Source organism: Coxiella endosymbiont of Dermacentor marginatus, from assembly GCF_907164955.1.
Taxonomy (GTDB): domain Bacteria; phylum Pseudomonadota; class Gammaproteobacteria; order Coxiellales; family Coxiellaceae; genus Coxiella.
The window spans coordinates 508,187-526,976 of sequence record NZ_OU015521.1; the positions used below are offsets into that span (position 1 = coordinate 508,187).

Below are 18,790 nucleotides of genomic sequence, written 5' to 3' on the forward strand. Positions count from 1 at the left end.
AAGAATTCAAATATCTTAGATAGTATGTAGGGGTTAATTCAGATCCCCACAGAGTGCAACACAGCGAGATTAAATGCACACTTGTACAAATTTTTCTAACCCAGAAGTTATTTACGGAAGAACAGCAGAACGCTAGGTTATTCGTCAGGCGGATTATATTTTAGCGTTGTGAGGAGATGGTCTTTGCGGCAATCTGCTCGGGTGAAGGTATTTTTTAAAGTTGACATGTATTTTCTTTCAGACAGTTATGTCGTTTATAACGTTTAAAAAATGACAGTATAAAAGTCGCATGCATTTTTTGATGTGGCTCCAATTCTTTCTCGAAAATTACGACATGATGGGATATAGGTGTTTCTTATATCCCCTTTATGGGAGCACATTTTATATCAAAACCCTAAACTCTTCATATCTGATTGAGAAAATTGATTTTTTTGACAATTTGTTTAAACGCTCAAATTTAATCGGTGTTGATACTTTAAATAACATCTGATCTACGAGGATGTGGATTATTAACACCTTTACCTGTATTAGGTAATTTTTACTAAATTATTTATCGTAAAAAATGATAGAGAACAATTTTATCGCAAACTCGAAACAGCAACTAGAAAAATTATAAAAACGGATTGGGTTGAACAACTAGTGTCACAGAAAGGAAATTTAGATTCAATAATTTTATTATTCAATCAAAGACGATGCGTTTACTTGAAAGTACTTGTTAGTGAAAATAGGCTTACAATCGTAAGTTTAAATGTATGCTTACTTATATACTGGTAAAAACTATTGATTCTTTTCGATAAATAATGCAGATTCGTAGAGAAAAAATCATTTACTAAAACTTATTATTTTTGCAGTTCTATTTAAAGACTGCGCACTTGACTTTACAGAATACGATGTTATATCTTCAATCATGATAGGGAAAGGGACAGCCTGCCAGCTTATAGCTTACGCTATATAATGCTGACTGTCATTTTGACATAACTGTTGCTAAGTTCAATAATTCTGCCTAGTGGCATCTTAAAAATCCTAGTTAAGAAAGAGTCACTGACCGTGTTGGAGAAGCTGTTTTTCCAGTTTTTGGATAAATATTAGTATGGGCGTAAACTAGCAGTAACTAGAAGTGCAGTAAATACAGAGGCTATGGTCATCATTCGACTGATAATATAGTCATCAAACTACGTGAATAATGAAAATACAGTCTCTGTGTCGATAAAATCCTTTTGATAGTTGTGATCAGTTTCTCATGTAGGTTAGCGGGAGCAATTATGAAACGAAATTAATGAAATAGTGAATGGGGATAACAATGGCTCATCACTTAAAAGCTGACGATTGTGTTTAAAGTGATTGATGAGAAATGCGCACAAGTTTTTATCTTATCATTTTATCAGTAATAATAACAAGTACTCAGTAAAAATAGTCTTCTTATATTTTCAATAATCATCTCACAATGCACGCTGTCGCTTGGACTCATTCGCCACTTTAATTTCCTTTTTAATTTCTTTATATTCGAAGAATAGAGGATTAAGAATGACAATATTTTGGAGAAACATGTAAGCGTATTCTATGAACAAGGAAGTAAATTGAAAGATTTTGTCTTAATCAGATAATTCTTATTAGGTGATTACGTTAATAAAGAGAAGAGAGAATGTTACTTATGCAAATCACCATCTGTCTCTTGAAACTGGGTAATTATCCGCTTGTAATTTCTCTTATTTGGAATGATAGACTTCTAAATCAAAATGGGCTTGGTGTTGAAGACAATTTAAATGACTCTTTATACGATTTCAATAACATTAATCTTAGTAATGGACCCACTGGGAAATATTCCTTTATTTTTAGCTATTTTAAGAAACTATGATACGCGAACTCAAATACGAATTATCCTACGCGAATCCATAATTGCTTTTCTCATTTTAGTATTGTTTGTTTTCCTCGGACGTTATATCTTGCATGGATTACATATTACTACTCCCTCCCTAGTCATAGCTGGGAGTATTATTCTTTTTATTATTGCTCTTCGAATGATTTTTCCATCGGAACAAAAAATATCTAAAGAAAGCTTTGAAGAGCCTTTAATTGTTCCTCTCGCTGTGCCATTGACAGCTGGACCGTCCGCAATGGCGATGGTATTGCTGTTTGTAACTCAAGCTCCTCATCATCTTTGGTTGGTGTTTTTAGGTGTACTTATTGCCTCTACAATTTTTACTATAATCATGTTGTTTATACCTTTTTTAATAAAAGTTTTTGGAAATCAATGGGTAATAGCAATCGAACGGCTGATGGGAATGATATTAATAACTGTCGCTGTACAAATGTTTTTGTTCGGAATTACGCAATATCTACACCATTCTTTATTAATGTAATTCTCTTCCAAAATTCTTAAAGTGAGTGGTAAATAAAGTATGACTAAAGAAATTTGATGTTTATTCAAATAGCAGGTGAATAATCTAAAATAAAACCAATACCTCGATAGATAGCTAATTCTACTACAATATCGCGAAATAACCAGTGAATAATTAATTAGTTATTTAAGCCACTAACTTCAGTTTCTTCTTGAATCCTTATTAATAAAAGTAAGGTCTACAAATGTAATCATACATTGAAGGTTATTGCTACCTTTGGTAGCAATATAATAAAAAATAAGGTGTAAAGGCTATAATTTGCAGTGTTGATATTTGAAATTTGTATTAAAAACAAATGAATAATTCTTTTGATTTCTATCACTGAATAGATCTAATTTTTAAGAAATTAGATCTATTCAGTGATAGGGAGAAAAGAAAATTTACAGCCGCAGTAAATTTCTAGACTTTTCCATAAATCTAAGAAGATTGTTGGTGGTGATGTGAAATTACACCCTTTTACTAATTAAATCTCACAAGAGTTGAGAAATCTGCTGGGGAGTAAAAGTAATATCCTAAGTTTAAATTGAACAACACGTTTAAATTTAATTCTTCTATGGTTCTTTTAATATTAAGCACACTTATTTGTGTCACTTTACTTTTTTAAATTCTAAAACACATTATTTAAAATATCTAAGTTCGTTTCCAATAAAATTAGTATCAATAGTATAAAAAAGTTTGTTATTGTTTAAAATAAGAAATAGCAGGCAACTAGCGTAGCTTACTCAAAAATTTACAGAGATTTAAAAATCCTACAAAAATATGCCCTCATTGATTAGACCTACTGCTCCCTACGGGATTCGAACCCGTGTTACCGCCATGAGAGGGCGGCGTCCTGAAGCCCCTAGACGAAGGGAGCTGGGTAACATAAAATGAATTCCCCTATTATAGGCTCTAATAGAGAATGTAATCAATGGCAGGGATTCATATTTAAATCAACCATTGGAGAGGTATTGGGCGTTTATTTCGTAATGAAAAAAAAAGATCGGCCGTACATCATTAAACATAGGAATCATTCTATTTCACATGATGATATTAGTCCTAATGCTCTGAAAGTACTTTATCGGTTAAGTAAAGCTGGCTATGAGGCTTTTTTAGTTGGCGGAGGTGTAAGAGATATGTTATTAGGACTTCATCCTAAAGATTTTGATATTGTCACCAATGCCCGTCCTCTTGAAATTCAGAAACTCTTCAGAAACAGTCGTCTTGTTGGAAGACGATTTCGTTTAATACATGTTTTTTTTTCTAATGAAATTATTGAGGTATCCACTTTTCGTGCTAATGCAGAAGAATATTTAAAGGAAGTATCATTAGATAAAATGAAAGAAAGCGAAGCAGTAAAACTGTTTATGTTGGCGAATGATAATACTTATGGAACCATAGAAGAAGACGCTTGGCGGCGGGACTTTACAGTAAATGCACTCTATTACAACATCACCAATTTTTCGGTAGTAGACTTTGCAGATGGGATGAAAGATTTACGAAAAGGTTTAATTCGCATGATAGGTGATCCTACTCAACGATATCATGAGGATCCTGTGCGATTGTTGAGAGCTGTGCGATTAGCAGCAAAGCTTAATTTTAAAATTCATCCAGATACAGAAAAACCCCTTCTCCGATTACATAACCTACTGCACCATGTACCTGGAGCTCGTTTGTTCACAGAACTATTAAAAATTTTTTTCAAAGGCTATGCACATCGGTCTTATCAATTATTAATGCGCACCAATTATATGAAAGCATTATTTCCAGAAGTAATTACTTTTATAGAAAAAAATCAGAATATATATTACCGAAATTTGATTGAACTTGCCTTAAAAGCGACAGATGAACGTTATTATAAAAATCAAACACTAAACCCAGGATTTCTGCTTGCTATTTTTTTATGGCCTGTGGTTCAAGAATTAATGGAGCAGCATTTTAAAAAGCACAAACGATTGTTCCATTCACTCTATTACGGAGTGAATCATACTCTTTATTTACAGATACAAACATTAGCCATTCCACGTCGTTTGACGACGATGATACGTTCTGTTTGGTTACTACAATATCATTTAGAACGACGACGCAGTAATCGTATTTATCGGATTTCCAAACAGCGTTTTTTTCGGGCAGCGTTTGATTTTTTAGAATTGCGAGAACGTGCGGGTGAGCCTTTAACTGAAATTGTCTGTTGGTGGCGTATTTTTCGAGATGGTAATACTAAACAGCGTGATCAGTTGATTGATAAATTAAAAGGATGAAAAATGGTAGTAGTCTATATTGGTATAGGTTCCAATCTCAATTCTCCAATCAAACAAGTAAAAACGGCAATCGTTAATTTGGCGATATTACCAAAAACAATGATTTTAAATCACTCTAGTTTTTATCAAAGTCGACCTGTAGGTCCTCAGGATCAACCGAATTATATAAATGCTGTTGTGACTCTAGAAACAAGACTATCCCCTGAAGCGCTTTTAAAAGCGCTTCAGGCTTTGGAAGAAAATCAAGGGCGTGAGCGTTCCGGAACACGATGGAGAGCTCGAACTCTAGATCTTGATATTTTGCTGTATGGTAAGAGTGTGATTCAAACCGAGACACTTTCCATTCCACATCCTCACCTTAAAGTTCGAGAATTTGTTCTTTATCCCCTATTTGAAATTGCACCTAACTTGATTTTACCGACAGGCGACTCTGTCTTAGCTTTAAAGGCACTATGTCCTAAAAAAGGAATTAAGAAATTAATAGATCGTATTTCTATGAATTTTATAGAAGACTTCAAATAATACTCTCAATGTTAATTAAAAATGCCTGAGAACACTTAAGAAGGTTTGAAAACTTCTTCAAAAAAATGTATAGATATGTAATACGTATTGAGGTTGCAATGGCTATTCTGTAAGTTATGTTATGAAAAGAAAGAAAAGATGTATCATCCAAAAATAAATCAGGTTTAATGAAACCAATAGTCGTTTATCCAGGTACATTTGATCCCTTAACCAAGGGCCATATCGACATTGTTGAGCGTGCTTTGTTCTTGTTTGAGAAAATTATTGTAGCTTGCGCTCCGACTAGTCGTAAAGCTCCTTATTTGTCTTTAAATGAACGAATTTATTTAATTAAAGAAGTGTTTACCGATGCAGTTAATATAGAGGTAGTCTCTCTTGAAGGGTTGTTGGTTGATTTTGCAAAGCGACGTAATGTGAAGACCATACTGCGTGGTCTTCGCGCTGTTTCTGACTTCAATTACGAGTTTCAGTTGGCACACATAAGCCAGTGTTTATCACCAGAAATCGAAACCGTTTTTTTACCTGCTAGAGAAAGTTATAGTTATATTTCTGGAACCTTGGTAAGGGAAATTGTTGAATTAGGTGGTGATATATCTCCCTTTGTACCTCCACTTGTTGCTCAATGGCTAGCAAAAAAAAAGAAGATATAGATAGTGAAAATAATGGCATTGAAGATTACAGAAGAGTGTATTAATTGTGATGTCTGCGAGCCTGAATGCCCAAATGATGCTATCTCTATAGGTAAATTAATTTATGAAATTGATCCTAATCGATGTACCGAGTGTGTCGGGCATTTCAATGAACCTCAATGTCGCCAAGTGTGTCCTGTCGACTGTATTCCTGTGGGAATAACGGAATCTCAAGAAGTCCTAATGGAAAAGTACCAGAAATTACAAGCACAGAAACAATAGATGTGTTGAAGTGTAATAACTTTTAACTAAGGATTGAATAAAAGTCATTTTGGTATTTTCTCTTCTTTGAAAAGCACATGCACACCATATTTTCCCGTTTCATAATTCCAAGCTCGGGGATCAAATTTTTTGATTCCTAATTTTCCTTCGGTATTTCTTTTATTTTTTGTAGTTGTATAACAGGTACCAGTTGGTTTGCTAGCTTTAGTTTTGCCAGTGGACCGAAGCATTATTTTTTCACGAGGACTAGTAGCCATAGAACAATCCTTATGTACTTATTTTTTCACGTTCACGGATTTTTTTAAGAACTGTTTTAATACCTAACTTATCAATAATTCGTATGCCGTGCATAGACACCTTCAAAGTTATAAAACGTTTTTTTTCTAGCGACCAGAATCGATGTTTTTTTAAATTAGGTAAAAAACGACGTCTTGTTTTATTATTTGCATGGGAAACATGATTTCCGGTTTGAGGTCGCTTACTGGTTACTTGGCATACTCTTGTCATGAAAGTGTTCTCCGAAATATCAACAACAATATCAATTCTATATTAAATTTTAAACCAGTACAAACAGAAATAAATAGTAACTATAGAATTTCCTTATGCTTTTTTAGGTCAGAAAGGTGCTTAAAATTACTATTGGTCATTTTCGTAACAAGAACGAGCTATTCATGCTAATTTGATGGTATGTAACTACGAATACTCTTCTTTTAGATGATTACACTAATTAATTTAGCATTATTTAGGATGATATGATTTCAACACCTCACTGAAGGAGCTTGTTCTCCTGTCTATTTCATGCGGTAGATCATTTAACAATTGACATAGATATAGAGTGTATTTAGAGAAAAAGAAGACACAATATTGAGATAGAAAGTTAGAACGACTTGTCTAGTTTAGAAATAAACGGTACATTTTATCTTTTTACAAAGAAGTCATGTCATATTTGATTCAACTAAAAATTTTGGATAAACGTTTGGGAGAGCAAGTATCATTACCGACCTATGCAACAACAGGTTCAGCAGGTCTTGATTTACGAGCTTGTATTAATGAACCGTTTGAAATTCATCCAGGTGAAACTTGCCTGATCAGCACTGGATTAGCAATTCATCTTCGTAACCCCAATGTTGCAGCCACTATATTGCCCCGTTCAGGATTAGGACACAAACATGGAATTGTGTTAGGTAATCTTGTTGGTTTAATTGATTCTGATTATCAAGGGCCACTAATGGTATCTTGCTGGAATCGTGGTACATTTGCTTACACCATCCGACCGGGAGAACGCATTGCGCAATTAGTCATTATTCCTATTTTAAAAGCGCAATTTAAAATAGTTGAGGAGTTTGAGAACAGTAAACGAGGTGTAAGTGGGTTTGGAAGCTCCGGTCAACATTAATTCGGAAGTTAATCTGTTTGGGTCCATCCCAGCAGATGTTTTTCGTGCGTATGATATTCGAGGTCCAGTGAGTGTAGGAGGTCTTAGTGCCAATCTTGCTTATGCTATTGGTTTAGCTATCGGTAGTAAAGTGCGAGAGCAAGGACAAAAAGCTATTGTTGTAGGCCGTGATGGACGATTATCAGGTCCTGAGTTAACGGCAGCTTTGGTGCGTGGACTTTGTGGAGTTGGTCTTACTGTTCTAAATATCGGAATCGTACCTACACCCCTTGTATATTTTGCTACTAATTGGTTAGAAACAAATTCAGGTGTAATGGTTACTGCTAGTCATAACCCAGGACATCATAATGGTTTTAAGATTGTATTAGATGGGAAAACGTTAACGACACAGGGAATTTCTGCTCTACGTATTAAGATTCAAGAATGCCGTTTTTCAAAAGGTAGAGGTAAGCAGGTTAATATCAATATTATTCAGGATTATGAAGATTTTATTTTAAAAAGAATCCAATTAGAGCGCCGTTTAAAAATAGTAGTTGATTGCGGTAATGGAGTAGCTGGAAAAATTGCTCCTGATTTATATCGGAAATTAGGTTGTGAGGTAGTTGAACTCTTTTGCGAAGTGGATGGTCGATTTCCTAACCATCACCCGGATCCTACGATCCCAGAAAATTTAATTGATTTAATCGATACAGTAAAAAGGACCTCAGCAGATATAGGTTTAGCTTTTGATGGTGATGCTGATCGTTTAGGAATCGTAACGAATAATGGTGAAATTATTTGGCCTGACCGACAAATGATGCTTTTTTCAATGGACTTACTATCTCGATTACCTGGTTCAGATATTATTTTTGATGTTAAATGTTCTCGCCAATTACCCAAAATTATTAAAAAATATGGTGGAAACCCAGTTATGTGGCGAACAGGACATTCAGTTTTAAAAGCTAAGTTATTCGAAATAAATGCACCTTTAGCAGGTGAAATGAGTGGACATATCTTTTTCAAAGATGAATGGTTTGGTTTTGATGATGGAATTTATGTAGGTGCAAGGCTATTGCGTATTATTTCGCAACAAAAAAAATCAACGAGTGAAGTATTTTCGAGTTTACCTAATAGTGTAAATACACCTGAATTAAAACTACCTATGAATGAGGAAGAGAAACCGATTTTTATGAAAAAATTAGTGCAACAAGCAGATTTTAGTGAGATAAAATTGATTACTTTAGATGGGTTAAGAGTAGAATTTAATCACGGTTGGGGATTGATCAGACCTTCTAATACCTCGCCGTATTTAATTTTACGTTTTGAGGCAGATACAGAATCCGAATTAAAACGCATTCAAGATGTTTTTAGAACACAATTGCTTAAAGTGGATAACACCTTAACGCTGCCTTTTTAAGAGTTCCAATTTTCTGGGTCTTTATTCCAAACTAACGCTTTTTGTCTTTCTTTTTCAGTGATGTAGCCTTCAGAAACCGCAACTTTAATCAGTGTCTTAAAATTAGAAAGGACGTAATAATTGAGATTAGCTTTTGCAAAGTTTTTCTGCGCTTTAGACAATTGGTAAGAAAAAATAGCAATACAATCCTTGACAATGGCAAATTGGCGAAGTGCATAACTAGCAGAGATGGTGCTTTCTCCAAAACTAATTAGATCTTCGACCACTAGTACCTTTTGTTCTGACTTTAATTTACCTTCAATCTGATTTTTTTTTCCATAAGTTTTTGCTTTGTCCCTTATATATACCATTGGTAAGTTTAGTCGATCTGAAATCCAAGCTGCATAAGGAATTCCTGCTGTCATAGTTCCTGCTATAACATCGAATTGTAGGTTTTTTTCTTCGATTAAGTACAATAAAGAATCAATAACTACCTTACGTTTTTCTGGGTAAGAAATGATGAGGCGATTATCACAGTAGATAGGAGATAATAGTCCAGAAGAATAGTGATAAGGTTCTTTCAGATTTAGAGTAATAGCCTTGATATCAAGTAGTATTCTTGCTATTTCCGTAGCGTATTTCATAAAATATCTTTTTTCTTTTTAATACTAAGGAAAAAGAGCAAAACAAATATGATGATATTATTTAAACATTAAATTGAGAAAATGACAAATATGTGTGTTATCACTTTTAAAGTATTAACATTATCATTCTGCTATTCGTAAGGATTTTTTCGATTGGCTCAAAGATTAAAAGACCAATATAGTTTGTCTTTAAGAAAAAAGCAGATGTATCGTTATTATTAGAGATTAACTGAGATTAATTTCACTTTAAATGATACAATTGCCATAGTCATAATGCTAAAAAAGTGGTTACATATAGTTTAGGAATTTTGTTGCGAGAAATCAAAGCAGGTATCAAGACAACTAGGTTGAACAACCTAAATAAAGAGGAATGATCCTATATTCAAGCAAATTTCGATTCTTTTCTTTATCTTAGGCATAGTATCATTGTAAATATCATCCGTTACAAACAGGAAGGCAGCGAAAAAAATTGCATTTGTTTACTTAAGATAGTATATGAAATGATTAAAAAATATGTGTTACATAAAACATCTTCTGTGAAGATTAAAATGTTGTACATAATAGAGGTTGATATTAAGAATTTTGGAGATGATCAGAAAGAAAGATCCCGGCTGTCTCTGTCTGCTCCGAAGAGTATGCCTGGACAAATGAAGCATGTGATTTTAAAGTAGGAAAATATTAGGGTAGGAAAATTAATGGACATTTTTCATATTATCAATAAGAACCCGGAAATGCATTTAGCGGTTAATAAAGCGCAGGAATTTCCGATCATATATAACGTTGATCGTTGATCATGCCCTTTTGCTTTAGACAACTTTTTTCCGGTTAAAGTGACTCATTATCTTGCGTTAATATTTTTATTTTTCATTAAAAAATCATTGACTCAATTTTATTCCATCGATCAAATGTAGGAGACTAGAGTCGATACGTTGCCCAAGGAAAATTTCACCGATACGTGTAAATCGTTTGGGGGAGTCAGTAACTAGAAAAGTCAATTGAGAACTTTGATTTGTGTTTTCTAGGTTCATTTTTTGAGTAATCGATTTTACTGCCATTGCAGTTTCTGTTGCTGCATCAATAATATTGATACCGTTCCCTAAAATCATTGTTAATGAATCAATAAAAACTGGAAAATGAGTACACCCTAAAATAATAGAATCACATCGGTGATGATCATTAATGATAGGATCCAAATATTTTTTTATAACGAGGGTCGCAATTTCATTGTCAATACAACCTTCCTCCGCTAACGCCACGAATAAACCACAAGTTTGGCTTCTAATTTTAATTTTAGGATTTAATGTAAGAATGGTTTTTTGGTAAACTCCGGATTGGATGGTGGCTTCAGTAGCAAGCAAGATTACTCGATTATTCTTAGTAGTACTAACCGTCGCTTGAGCTCCCGGCTCAACGACGCCGATAATAGGAATGTTTGGAAATTGCATTTTAAGAAAAGGCAGCGCTACTGTAGAGGCAGTATTGCAAGCTACTACTAATAATTTAATGCCTTGGGCTACAAGAAGGGATGTCATCTGAATGGCATAACGTTTGACTGTTTCACGACTCTTAGTCCCATAAGATAATCGGGCCGTATCGCCTAAATAAATATACGATTCGTTAGGTAAATGATTAACGAGTTCTCGTAAGATTGTAAGTCCGCCCAATCCTGAATCGAAGACACCGATGGGAAGTTGATTTATTGCGATATGCTTTTCCACTTAAATAATATTTTTAATATCTTAGCTTTCCTTTAAAGCTTCTTGTTGCTTTTTAATAATATTTTTAATACCTTGACGTGCAAGATCAATCAATGCATCTAATTCTTTTGGATTAAAAGTATATCTTTCTGCGGTACCTTGAATTTCAATAAAAGCATCATTGTTAGTCATTACAATATTCATATCCGTACGGACAGTAGAATCTTCAATATAATCGAGATCCAAAATAGGAACACCCTTATAAATTCCAACGGAAACAGCTGCGACTAAATGTTTAAGAGGATCTGTTCGCAAAATACTTTTTCTTTGTAAATACCTTAACGCTTGTATCATAGCGACACATCCGCCATTGATGGCTGCCGTTCGAGTGCCCCCATCTGCCTGAATGACATCGCAGTCTAGAACGATTGTATAAGGATTTAGTAACTTTAAATCAAGAGCAGCACGCAAGGAGCGACCGATTAACCGCTGGATTTCCATAGTTCGCCCCCCTTGCTTTCCCCGTACAGATTCGCGTTCCATTCGGCTATGAGTGGAGCGGGGTAACATTCCATATTCAGCAGTTAACCACCCCTGATCTCTATTTTTAAGAAAACGTGGAACACCCTCAATGATACTGGCATTGCAGATCACTTTTGTTTTCCCCATTTCAACTAGAACAGAACCCTCAGCGTAAGAGGTAAACTGAGTATTGAAAGAAAGGTGGCGTAACTCATTTGTTGCTCTCTTGCCTAGACGCATAAGACTACCTCTTAAATTATTTTTAGATGAGTCTATTTAGATCTTATATACCACACTATCGTTTGATTAGATAACAAGTAAAAAAAATACGGCTAGAATTTACTAAAAATTCCTATAAAATTCGAGCCACCCATCTACATAATTTCTATGTTATTATGTTCTCCACACTAAAATACTCTTGCAGAATTTTATATGATTACAAGCATCACTGCTTTTACTCAATATTCTTACTAAAGTTAGCTAGAGGGTTTTGATATGGAAGTCAGCCCACACCGTTATTTGTTAGAAATCATTGTTTGTCTATCAGATTTTTTGCGTGATTTAAATAATCATCATGAAAAATTGCTCAAGATTATTTTAAGTTGTCGTAACAAGATAGAAGCAAACATACATTTTCAAACCCATTAAGGAGATTTCTCTTATTGCAGTTTGGACTTAATCAGACTTTATATATAAAATAAAGGAAGGAGTTACAAGGGTGGAACTATGTTGTTAGTTTTTTTAAAAACCATTAAAAAGAACTCTGAATAAATTCACTAGAAATGTATACTTACTTTACTAAAATCCAACTTTACTAACATCCAAAGGTTTTACAAGAAAGAGTGATAATGGATCGATCACTTTTAGGAGAACTGCTCAATTGATTTGAATAAAGAACACTAAGAGCAAATGTTATGATTAGCTAAAATAACTTTGTGAAGAGCTACAATATTTAAGAACATATATTAAATAGAGAGTTAAACGAACACTTTAACGAGGCATAGGTAAGTAGATATCATTTAGATTTTTTGATACAGATTATTGAATCGAGAAATAAACACACCTGGAAGTAAATCTGGATATCAACTTTTCACAGACAGTCATTTTTGTAAATGAACATATGCAAGACATTGAATAAATTATATAAAGCAAATCTCTTTGTCATATCAGCTCCTTCTGGAGCTGGGAAAACCAGTTTAGTTCGTGCGTTAGTTAACGAATTAGATAAAATAAAAATTTCTGTTTCTCATACCACCCGGCCTTCACGATCTGGAGATCGTGAAGGCCGGGATTATTTTTTTATCGACGAAGATCGATTTCAGATAATGATAAAGAAAGGTGCCTTTCTAGAGTATGCTACGATCTATAATTATCATTATGGAACTGCTAGAGAATGGGTTCTCGAGCGATTAAAAGCTGGAGATGATGTCTTGCTGGAAATTGATTGGCAGGGTGCTCGTCAAATACGAAAATTATTTTCACCCGCACTCACTATTTTTATCCTCCCTCCTTCAGTCCAAGCTTTACAAGAACGCCTGATTAAGCGACGACAAGATGCAACTGCCGTTATTAACCAACGATTAGCAATGGCTCGTAAAGAAATAACTCATTGTACAGAGTTTGATTATCTTTTAGTTAATGATGATTTTAATCAAGCATTACAAAATTTAATCCACATTATTAATGCTGAACGATTGCAGCAAGACGTTCAGGAGGAAAAGCTTTCAGGGCTTCTAGCGGAACTATTGAAAAAGCAGTAAAATAGCTCATTGATGAGGAAAGTTGAATAATTTTTTGAAGAAAAGAGGGTAGCCCCATGGCACGAGTAACCGTTGAAGATTGCCTGAAGTATGTTGAAAATCGCTTTGATCTGGTTTTAAAAGCAGCAAAGCGAGCCCATATATTAGAATTAGAGGAGACTAATCTCATGGTTCCACGAGACAATGATAAACCCACCGTTATCGCGCTTCGGGAAATTGCTGCTGGATACGATGTTACGCGACACATTGAGTTTCAAGATGAAAAAGAAAAAATAGAAAAACTTGATATTACTTTACCTACTACAAATCCTATAGGTAATTCACAGCTAGTAGAAGAGGAATAAGGAAAAATATATTTCTATTTTTTAAGGAGGAAAAGTCTTTGCATCTCTTCAAAAAGTTACGCACGAAACTTAATTACTTGAGTAATGAACAAATCAATTATATTCATCGAGCTTATTTGATGTCTCAAAAAGCTCATCTGGGTCAAAAGCGTCGAACGGGCGAACCCTATATTAGTCATCCAGTAGCCGTAGCTTGCATTTTAGCCGAGATGAAAATGGACTATCACATTATTATGGCAGCCTTATTGCACGATGTTATCGAAGACACACCCATTAAAAAAAAGACAATTGTTGAAAAGTTCGGTGAAGAAGTTGCTGAACTTGTCGATGGTGTAAGCAAGTTAACCCAAATTGAATTTGTCAGCCGTGCTGAAACTCAAGCAGAAAATCTTCGAAAAATGGTTTTAGCTATGGCGCGCGATATCCGAGTGATCATCGTTAAATTAGCAGATCGTTTACATAACATGCGTACTTTGCATTCGCTTCATTCGCAAAAACGAAGACGGATTGCACGAGAAACTTTGGGTATTTTTGCCCCAATTGCTAAACGGCTTGGAATTCGCGAATTGTCAGTCGAATTAGAAGAACTGGGATTCACAGCGCTTTATCCTATGCGCTATCGAGTTTTAAAAGATGCTGTTCAAAAAGCTCGGGGTAATCAAAAAAAGATGATCGACTTAATTGAAAAAACTTTATATGAAGGCTTAAGTCAAAGTAATTTATCTTTTTATACTATCACTGGTCGAGAAAAACACTTATATAGTATTTATCGAAAAATGCACACTAAACATATTCCTTTTAACGAGATTATGGATGTATATGCTTTTAGGATCATTGTAGATGATATTGATTCCTGTTACCATGCGTTGGGAATTATCCATAGATTGTTTAAACCAATCCCAGAGCGTTTTAAAGATTATATCGCTATTCCAAAAGCTAATGATTATCAATCACTACATACTACGCTTTTTGGGCCTTATGGCTTGCCTATTGAGATTCAAATTCGTACTGCAGAAATGGATCGGATGGCAACCACAGGTATTGCTGCGCATTGGCTTTATAAAACGACTGATACCCCTCTTACTGAGTCTCAAATACGTGCCAAAGCATGGGTAAATAACTTATTGGAATTACAGGGAGATGCCTTAAATCCTTTGGAATTTATGGAAAATATTAAAATGGATTTATTTCCAGATGAGGTATGTGTCTTTACTCCGCATGGAGATATTATGGAGTTACCAGCAGGAGCTACAGCAATCGATTTTTCGTATGCTGTTCATACTGATATTGGAAATAATTGTGTCGCAGTAAAAATTGATCGTCATATGGCCCCTTTGTCAACCCAACTTACCAACGGACAAACGGTGGAAGTTATTACATCAGAATCAAATCGCCCTAATCCTGTATGGTTAGATTTTGTAGTAACTAGTAAAGCACGTAGTAGTATTCGTCAGTTTCTAAAAACGCAAAGACGGTCAGAGTCTATTTCCTTAGGAAAACAATTATTAAAAAAGGCTCTAATAAATCATTCACTTTCTCTAAAAAAACTATCGCAACAAACTATTGACTTTACTTTAAAAGAAATGCAATTAAAGTCGTTCGATGATTTATTAGAGGAAATTGGTCTTGGTAATCGTGTAGCTATCTTAGTGGTGCAACGTCTTGCAGCTGTCGCTAAGGAAACTGGGACGACAGAGATAGAAATGCTTTCCACCTCCGTGCCTTTAGTAATCAAAGGTACGGAAGGAATAGTTGTTAATTTCGCAAAATGCTGTTATCCCATTCCTGGTGACCCAATTGTAGGTGTTATCAATGTAGGCAAAGGAATTTTAGTTCACATGGAACATTGTCCTTCCATTTCAAAAGTGCGACATTTTTTAGATCGGTGTACGCCTCTTCGATGGTCGGAAAAAGCTAAAGGGGTATTTCCAACTGTAATCCACGTCCAAGTTGTTAACGAACTGGGAACTTTGGCTACGTTAGCTCTAGCCTTCTCGGAGTCCGAAGCTAATTCCGAAGCTAACATTGAAGATATTGCTATAGAAGAACGTGAGGGCTTGCACTGTACTATCATGTTTTGTATTTCTGTACGAAATCGCGCACATCTTGCGCAAATTTTAAGAAGATTGCGACAAATTAAACAAGTAGTTAAAATCATACGCAGATTTAGTTAAATAAAGCGGTGAAACGGGATAATTAGGAACTAACAAAGTATCCCTACGCGAAATTGATACCTATTTTCAAGCGATTAAACAAGAGTAATGCTATCTTTTTTCAGATCAAATTCTTTTTAATTCTGAAATTATGAAAATGATTCAAGGAGATTATAAAGAAATACTTAACATCATTAAATATTACTACGATCTCTGATGAAGCAAGCAGGCTAAGAGGGGATGTGAGGCAGTCTTTCTTAAATTATAAAATTAACTGTTTACTTGGTAAATGTAGAAAATTTCGCTATGGTTAACGAAATGATGGAACAATGCTAAAAAGAATCCCTGTTTTATAAAAAAGCGATCGCTTAAAATATGCTAAGTAGAAGGAAAACAATGATGTTAATGAGAGGATGAGATAAAGTGCTTAATGAAATTCCTGTTACCTCTCTTAGAGGCGTAGGACCAAAAACGAACGAACTTTTAGAAAATCTAAATATTTACACCCTTCAAGATCTTTTATTTCATTTACCATTACGGTATGAAGATCGGACTCAATTGACGCCGTTAGGTGCATTACGATGTGGTGATCAAACAACTATTGAAGGATTTATTAAATTTACAAACATTAATCGTGGCCGAAAGCGAAGTCTCTCCTGTTATATTGAAGATGCAACAGGATCTCTCATCCTCTTATTCTACTATTTTAATTCTCAAAAATACCATCGGTTAATGAAACGAGGATTGCGATTAAGATGCTTTGGCACGATTCGGCAGAATTACCAAGGTCGATTAGAAATGGTTCATCCAGAATTTCAAATCATTAATGCAACTATTCCTATTTCCACTGAAGAGCATTTAACTCCTGTATACTCAACAACGAAAGGATTACCACAAGCTAAATTACGTGATTTACTGTCTCAATCATTAAGTTATTTAAAAAAACCTGATGTTCTTGAGGAATTATTTCCAGAATCTTTACGTACAGACTTTAATTTACCAACCTTAATATCTTCACTATTCTATGTGCATCGTCCTCCTCCGGATGCTCCTTTTAAGTTACTAAAATTAGGTAAGCATTTGACGCAGCAACGCTTAATTATTGAAGAATTAGTGGCACAACAGATTGGTCTTCTGAATTTGCGCTCATACGCGAAAACGTGTTTAGCACCGATTCTAAATTTAGAAACAAAAGGGCAGAATAAATTACGTCAAGCATTGCCATTTAAATTAACAGCAGCTCAAGAGTGCGTTATTTCAGAAATTAATAAGGATTTAAAACAATCTTATCCTATGCAACGATTAGTGCAGGGAGATGTGGGTTCTGGTAAAACTGTTGTAGTAGCAATGGCAATTATTAAAGTAGTGGAAAATAATTACCAATGTGCCGTAATGGCACCGACAGAAATATTAGCTGAACAGCATTATCTTGCTTTTCAAAAATGGTTAGGCCCTTTAGGAATTCAAGTGGGGTGGCTAACCGGAAGTTTAAATAATGCAACCCGAGAACAAGCATTACAAAAAATACGTCAGGGTGAGAATCAAGTAATTGTTGGAACTCACGCACTTTTTCAAGAAAATGTAGTTTTCTATAAGTTAGGTTTGACTGTTATCGATGAACAACACCGCTTTGGTGTTCATCAACGATTAGCTTTGAAAGAGAAAAGAAGTAATAATTCTATTTATCCGCATCAATTGATCATGACAGCTACACCAATTCCAAGAACTCTAGCTTTAACAGCTTATGCGAATCTTGATGTTTCTATAATTGATGAATTACCACCAGGAAGGAAATCCATTACTACTGTTTTAATTTCTAATGGAAGGCGTAGTGAAGTAATCACACGAATTAAACAAAATTTCAAACGAGGTAAGCAAGCTTATTGGGTTTGTACCTTGATTAAAGATTCTGAAATATTGCAATGTGAAGCAGCGGAAGCCGCTTATAAAAAATTGCGGCAGTTACTAACTCATTTGACTGTAGGTTTGATTCATGGAAGATTAAATAGAAATGAAAAAGATACTGTAATGATGAACTTTAAATCAGGAAAAATCGATGTACTAGTTGCAACAATGGTAATTGAAGTAGGGTTGGATGTTCCTAATGCAAGTTTAATAATAATAGAAAATGCAGAACGATTAGGTCTTTCTCAAATTCATCAGTTGCGAGGGCGAGTAGGACGTGGAAAATATAAAAGTTACTGCATCTTACTTTATCAAAAACCGTTATCGCAATATGCACGTAACCGATTGATTTTAATTCGAGATTCTCAAGATGGGTTTGCTGTAGCTCAAAAGGATCTTGAATTGCGAGGACCAGGAGAGTTATTAGGAACGCGTCAAGCTGGACTATTCCAGTTTCGTATTGCAGATTTGAATCGGAACCAATATCAATATTTATTGCCTCAAGCACAACAAGTTGCTAAGCAAATGCTGGAGCAATACCCACTTCATGCTACTCGATTATTGAGACGTTGGTTGAGAAATGCCGAAACTTATATAGGCTCCTGATAAGTAACCTTTATAATCTTTTAACTATATATTGGACTTATTTAAATTTTAAAATAGTGTAGATAAAGATTTTTACTTGAGTAATTAAATTAGACTTGCAGAAAATTAAAAAAAATAAGTTTCATTCCCAGAACAATTTCATTATTTTTTCTAGTATCTTATTTTTCATCGATTGATACCAAAACAGCTTGTTAGTTTATCTGATAGTCCGTCAGATTTTTAGGGTCTTTATTTTACCTGATGAATAATTAACTAATATTAAAAGGTTGCATTAAGAGAGAAATTACTATTAAATAGGTCCGCTCTTTGCGGTAAT

The 18,790-nt window shown here is 34.6% G+C and carries 16 protein-coding genes and 1 tRNA gene; 11 read left to right on the top strand and 6 right to left on the bottom strand.

Features of this window, described 5'->3' with window-relative positions:
• The first annotated feature begins 1,763 nt into the window (after positions 1-1,763).
• Positions 1,764-2,360, top strand: a complete 597-nt coding sequence (locus ONG85_RS02000) for a MarC family protein (RefSeq protein ID WP_264435273.1) — start codon at positions 1,764-1,766, stop codon at positions 2,358-2,360.
• Between the two features lie 821 nt (positions 2,361-3,181).
• Here ONG85_RS02000 and ONG85_RS02005 read toward each other — a convergent pair.
• Positions 3,182-3,255: transfer RNA gene (locus ONG85_RS02005), tRNA-Glu, on the bottom strand.
• A 13-nt stretch (positions 3,256-3,268) separates the two neighbouring features.
• On the opposite strand from ONG85_RS02005, the gene pcnB reads away from it, so the two are divergent.
• The 4 genes from pcnB (at position 3,269) to ONG85_RS02025 (ending at position 6,072) form a co-directional block, all read left to right on the top strand.
• On the top strand, positions 3,269-4,639 hold the full coding sequence (gene pcnB / locus ONG85_RS02010) for a polynucleotide adenylyltransferase PcnB (protein ID WP_406566702.1): 1,371 nt from the start codon (positions 3,269-3,271) through the stop codon (positions 4,637-4,639).
• 3 nt (positions 4,640-4,642) lie between these two features.
• Positions 4,643-5,161 carry a 2-amino-4-hydroxy-6-hydroxymethyldihydropteridine diphosphokinase gene (gene folK / locus ONG85_RS02015; protein WP_264435275.1) on the top strand — a complete coding sequence of 173 codons (519 nt, stop codon included), beginning with the start codon at positions 4,643-4,645 and terminating at the stop codon, positions 5,159-5,161.
• A 167-nt stretch (positions 5,162-5,328) separates the two neighbouring features.
• Positions 5,329-5,811, top strand: a complete 483-nt coding sequence (gene coaD, locus ONG85_RS02020) for a pantetheine-phosphate adenylyltransferase (protein WP_264435277.1) — start codon at positions 5,329-5,331, stop codon at positions 5,809-5,811.
• Positions 5,812-5,823: 12 nt separating this feature from the next.
• The gene (locus ONG85_RS02025) at positions 5,824-6,072 is read left to right on the top strand and encodes a YfhL family 4Fe-4S dicluster ferredoxin (RefSeq protein ID WP_264435278.1); all 249 of its coding nucleotides are present in this window, start codon (positions 5,824-5,826) and stop codon (positions 6,070-6,072) included.
• 44 nt (positions 6,073-6,116) lie between these two features.
• Here the strand turns inward: ONG85_RS02025 and rpmG are convergent, their stop codons facing one another.
• Both rpmG and rpmB read right to left on the bottom strand, forming a co-directional pair.
• Positions 6,117-6,329: a 50S ribosomal protein L33 gene (gene rpmG, locus ONG85_RS02030; protein ID WP_264435279.1), complete on the bottom strand. Its 213-nt coding sequence runs from the start codon at positions 6,327-6,329 to the stop codon at positions 6,117-6,119.
• A gap of 10 nt (positions 6,330-6,339) precedes the next feature.
• Positions 6,340-6,579: a 50S ribosomal protein L28 gene (gene rpmB, locus ONG85_RS02035; protein WP_264435280.1), complete on the bottom strand. Its 240-nt coding sequence runs from the start codon at positions 6,577-6,579 to the stop codon at positions 6,340-6,342.
• 430 nt (positions 6,580-7,009) lie between these two features.
• Between rpmB and dut the strand changes: the two genes are divergently transcribed.
• On the top strand, positions 7,010-7,468 hold the full coding sequence (dut, locus tag ONG85_RS02040; RefSeq protein WP_264435281.1) for a dUTP diphosphatase: 459 nt from the start codon (positions 7,010-7,012) through the stop codon (positions 7,466-7,468).
• Positions 7,464-8,864, top strand: a complete 1,401-nt coding sequence (locus ONG85_RS02045; protein ID WP_406566721.1) for a phosphomannomutase/phosphoglucomutase — start codon at positions 7,464-7,466, stop codon at positions 8,862-8,864. Before dut ends, ONG85_RS02045 begins: the two co-directional genes overlap by 5 nt.
• Here ONG85_RS02045 and pyrE read toward each other — a convergent pair.
• The 3 genes from pyrE to rph all read right to left on the bottom strand — a co-directional run bounded on the left by pyrE (position 8,861) and on the right by rph (position 11,946).
• A complete protein-coding gene (gene pyrE, locus ONG85_RS02050) occupies positions 8,861-9,487 on the bottom strand; it encodes an orotate phosphoribosyltransferase (protein ID WP_264435282.1) in 627 nt (208 codons plus the stop codon). The genes ONG85_RS02045 and pyrE overlap by 4 nt on opposite strands.
• Before the next feature lie 875 nt (positions 9,488-10,362).
• Entirely contained in the window at positions 10,363-11,205 is an 843-nt protein-coding gene (murI, locus tag ONG85_RS02055; protein WP_264435283.1) for a glutamate racemase, read from the bottom strand.
• A gap of 21 nt (positions 11,206-11,226) precedes the next feature.
• Positions 11,227-11,946, bottom strand: a complete 720-nt coding sequence (gene rph, locus ONG85_RS02060) for a ribonuclease PH (protein WP_264435284.1) — start codon at positions 11,944-11,946, stop codon at positions 11,227-11,229.
• A gap of 890 nt (positions 11,947-12,836) precedes the next feature.
• Between rph and gmk the strand changes: the two genes are divergently transcribed.
• The 4 genes from gmk (at position 12,837) to recG (ending at position 18,474) form a co-directional block, all read left to right on the top strand.
• Entirely contained in the window at positions 12,837-13,466 is a 630-nt protein-coding gene (gene gmk / locus ONG85_RS02065) for a guanylate kinase (RefSeq protein ID WP_264435285.1), read from the top strand.
• 56 nt (positions 13,467-13,522) lie between these two features.
• Positions 13,523-13,810, top strand: a complete 288-nt coding sequence (gene rpoZ / locus ONG85_RS02070) for a DNA-directed RNA polymerase subunit omega (RefSeq protein ID WP_264435286.1) — start codon at positions 13,523-13,525, stop codon at positions 13,808-13,810.
• Positions 13,811-13,848: 38 nt separating this feature from the next.
• The gene (locus ONG85_RS02075) at positions 13,849-15,984 is read left to right on the top strand and encodes a RelA/SpoT family protein (protein WP_264435287.1); all 2,136 of its coding nucleotides are present in this window, start codon (positions 13,849-13,851) and stop codon (positions 15,982-15,984) included.
• A gap of 402 nt (positions 15,985-16,386) precedes the next feature.
• Positions 16,387-18,474, top strand: coding sequence for an ATP-dependent DNA helicase RecG (gene recG / locus ONG85_RS02080; protein ID WP_264435288.1), 2,088 nt, complete (start codon positions 16,387-16,389; stop codon positions 18,472-18,474).
• The last annotated feature ends 316 nt before the right edge of the window (positions 18,475-18,790 follow it).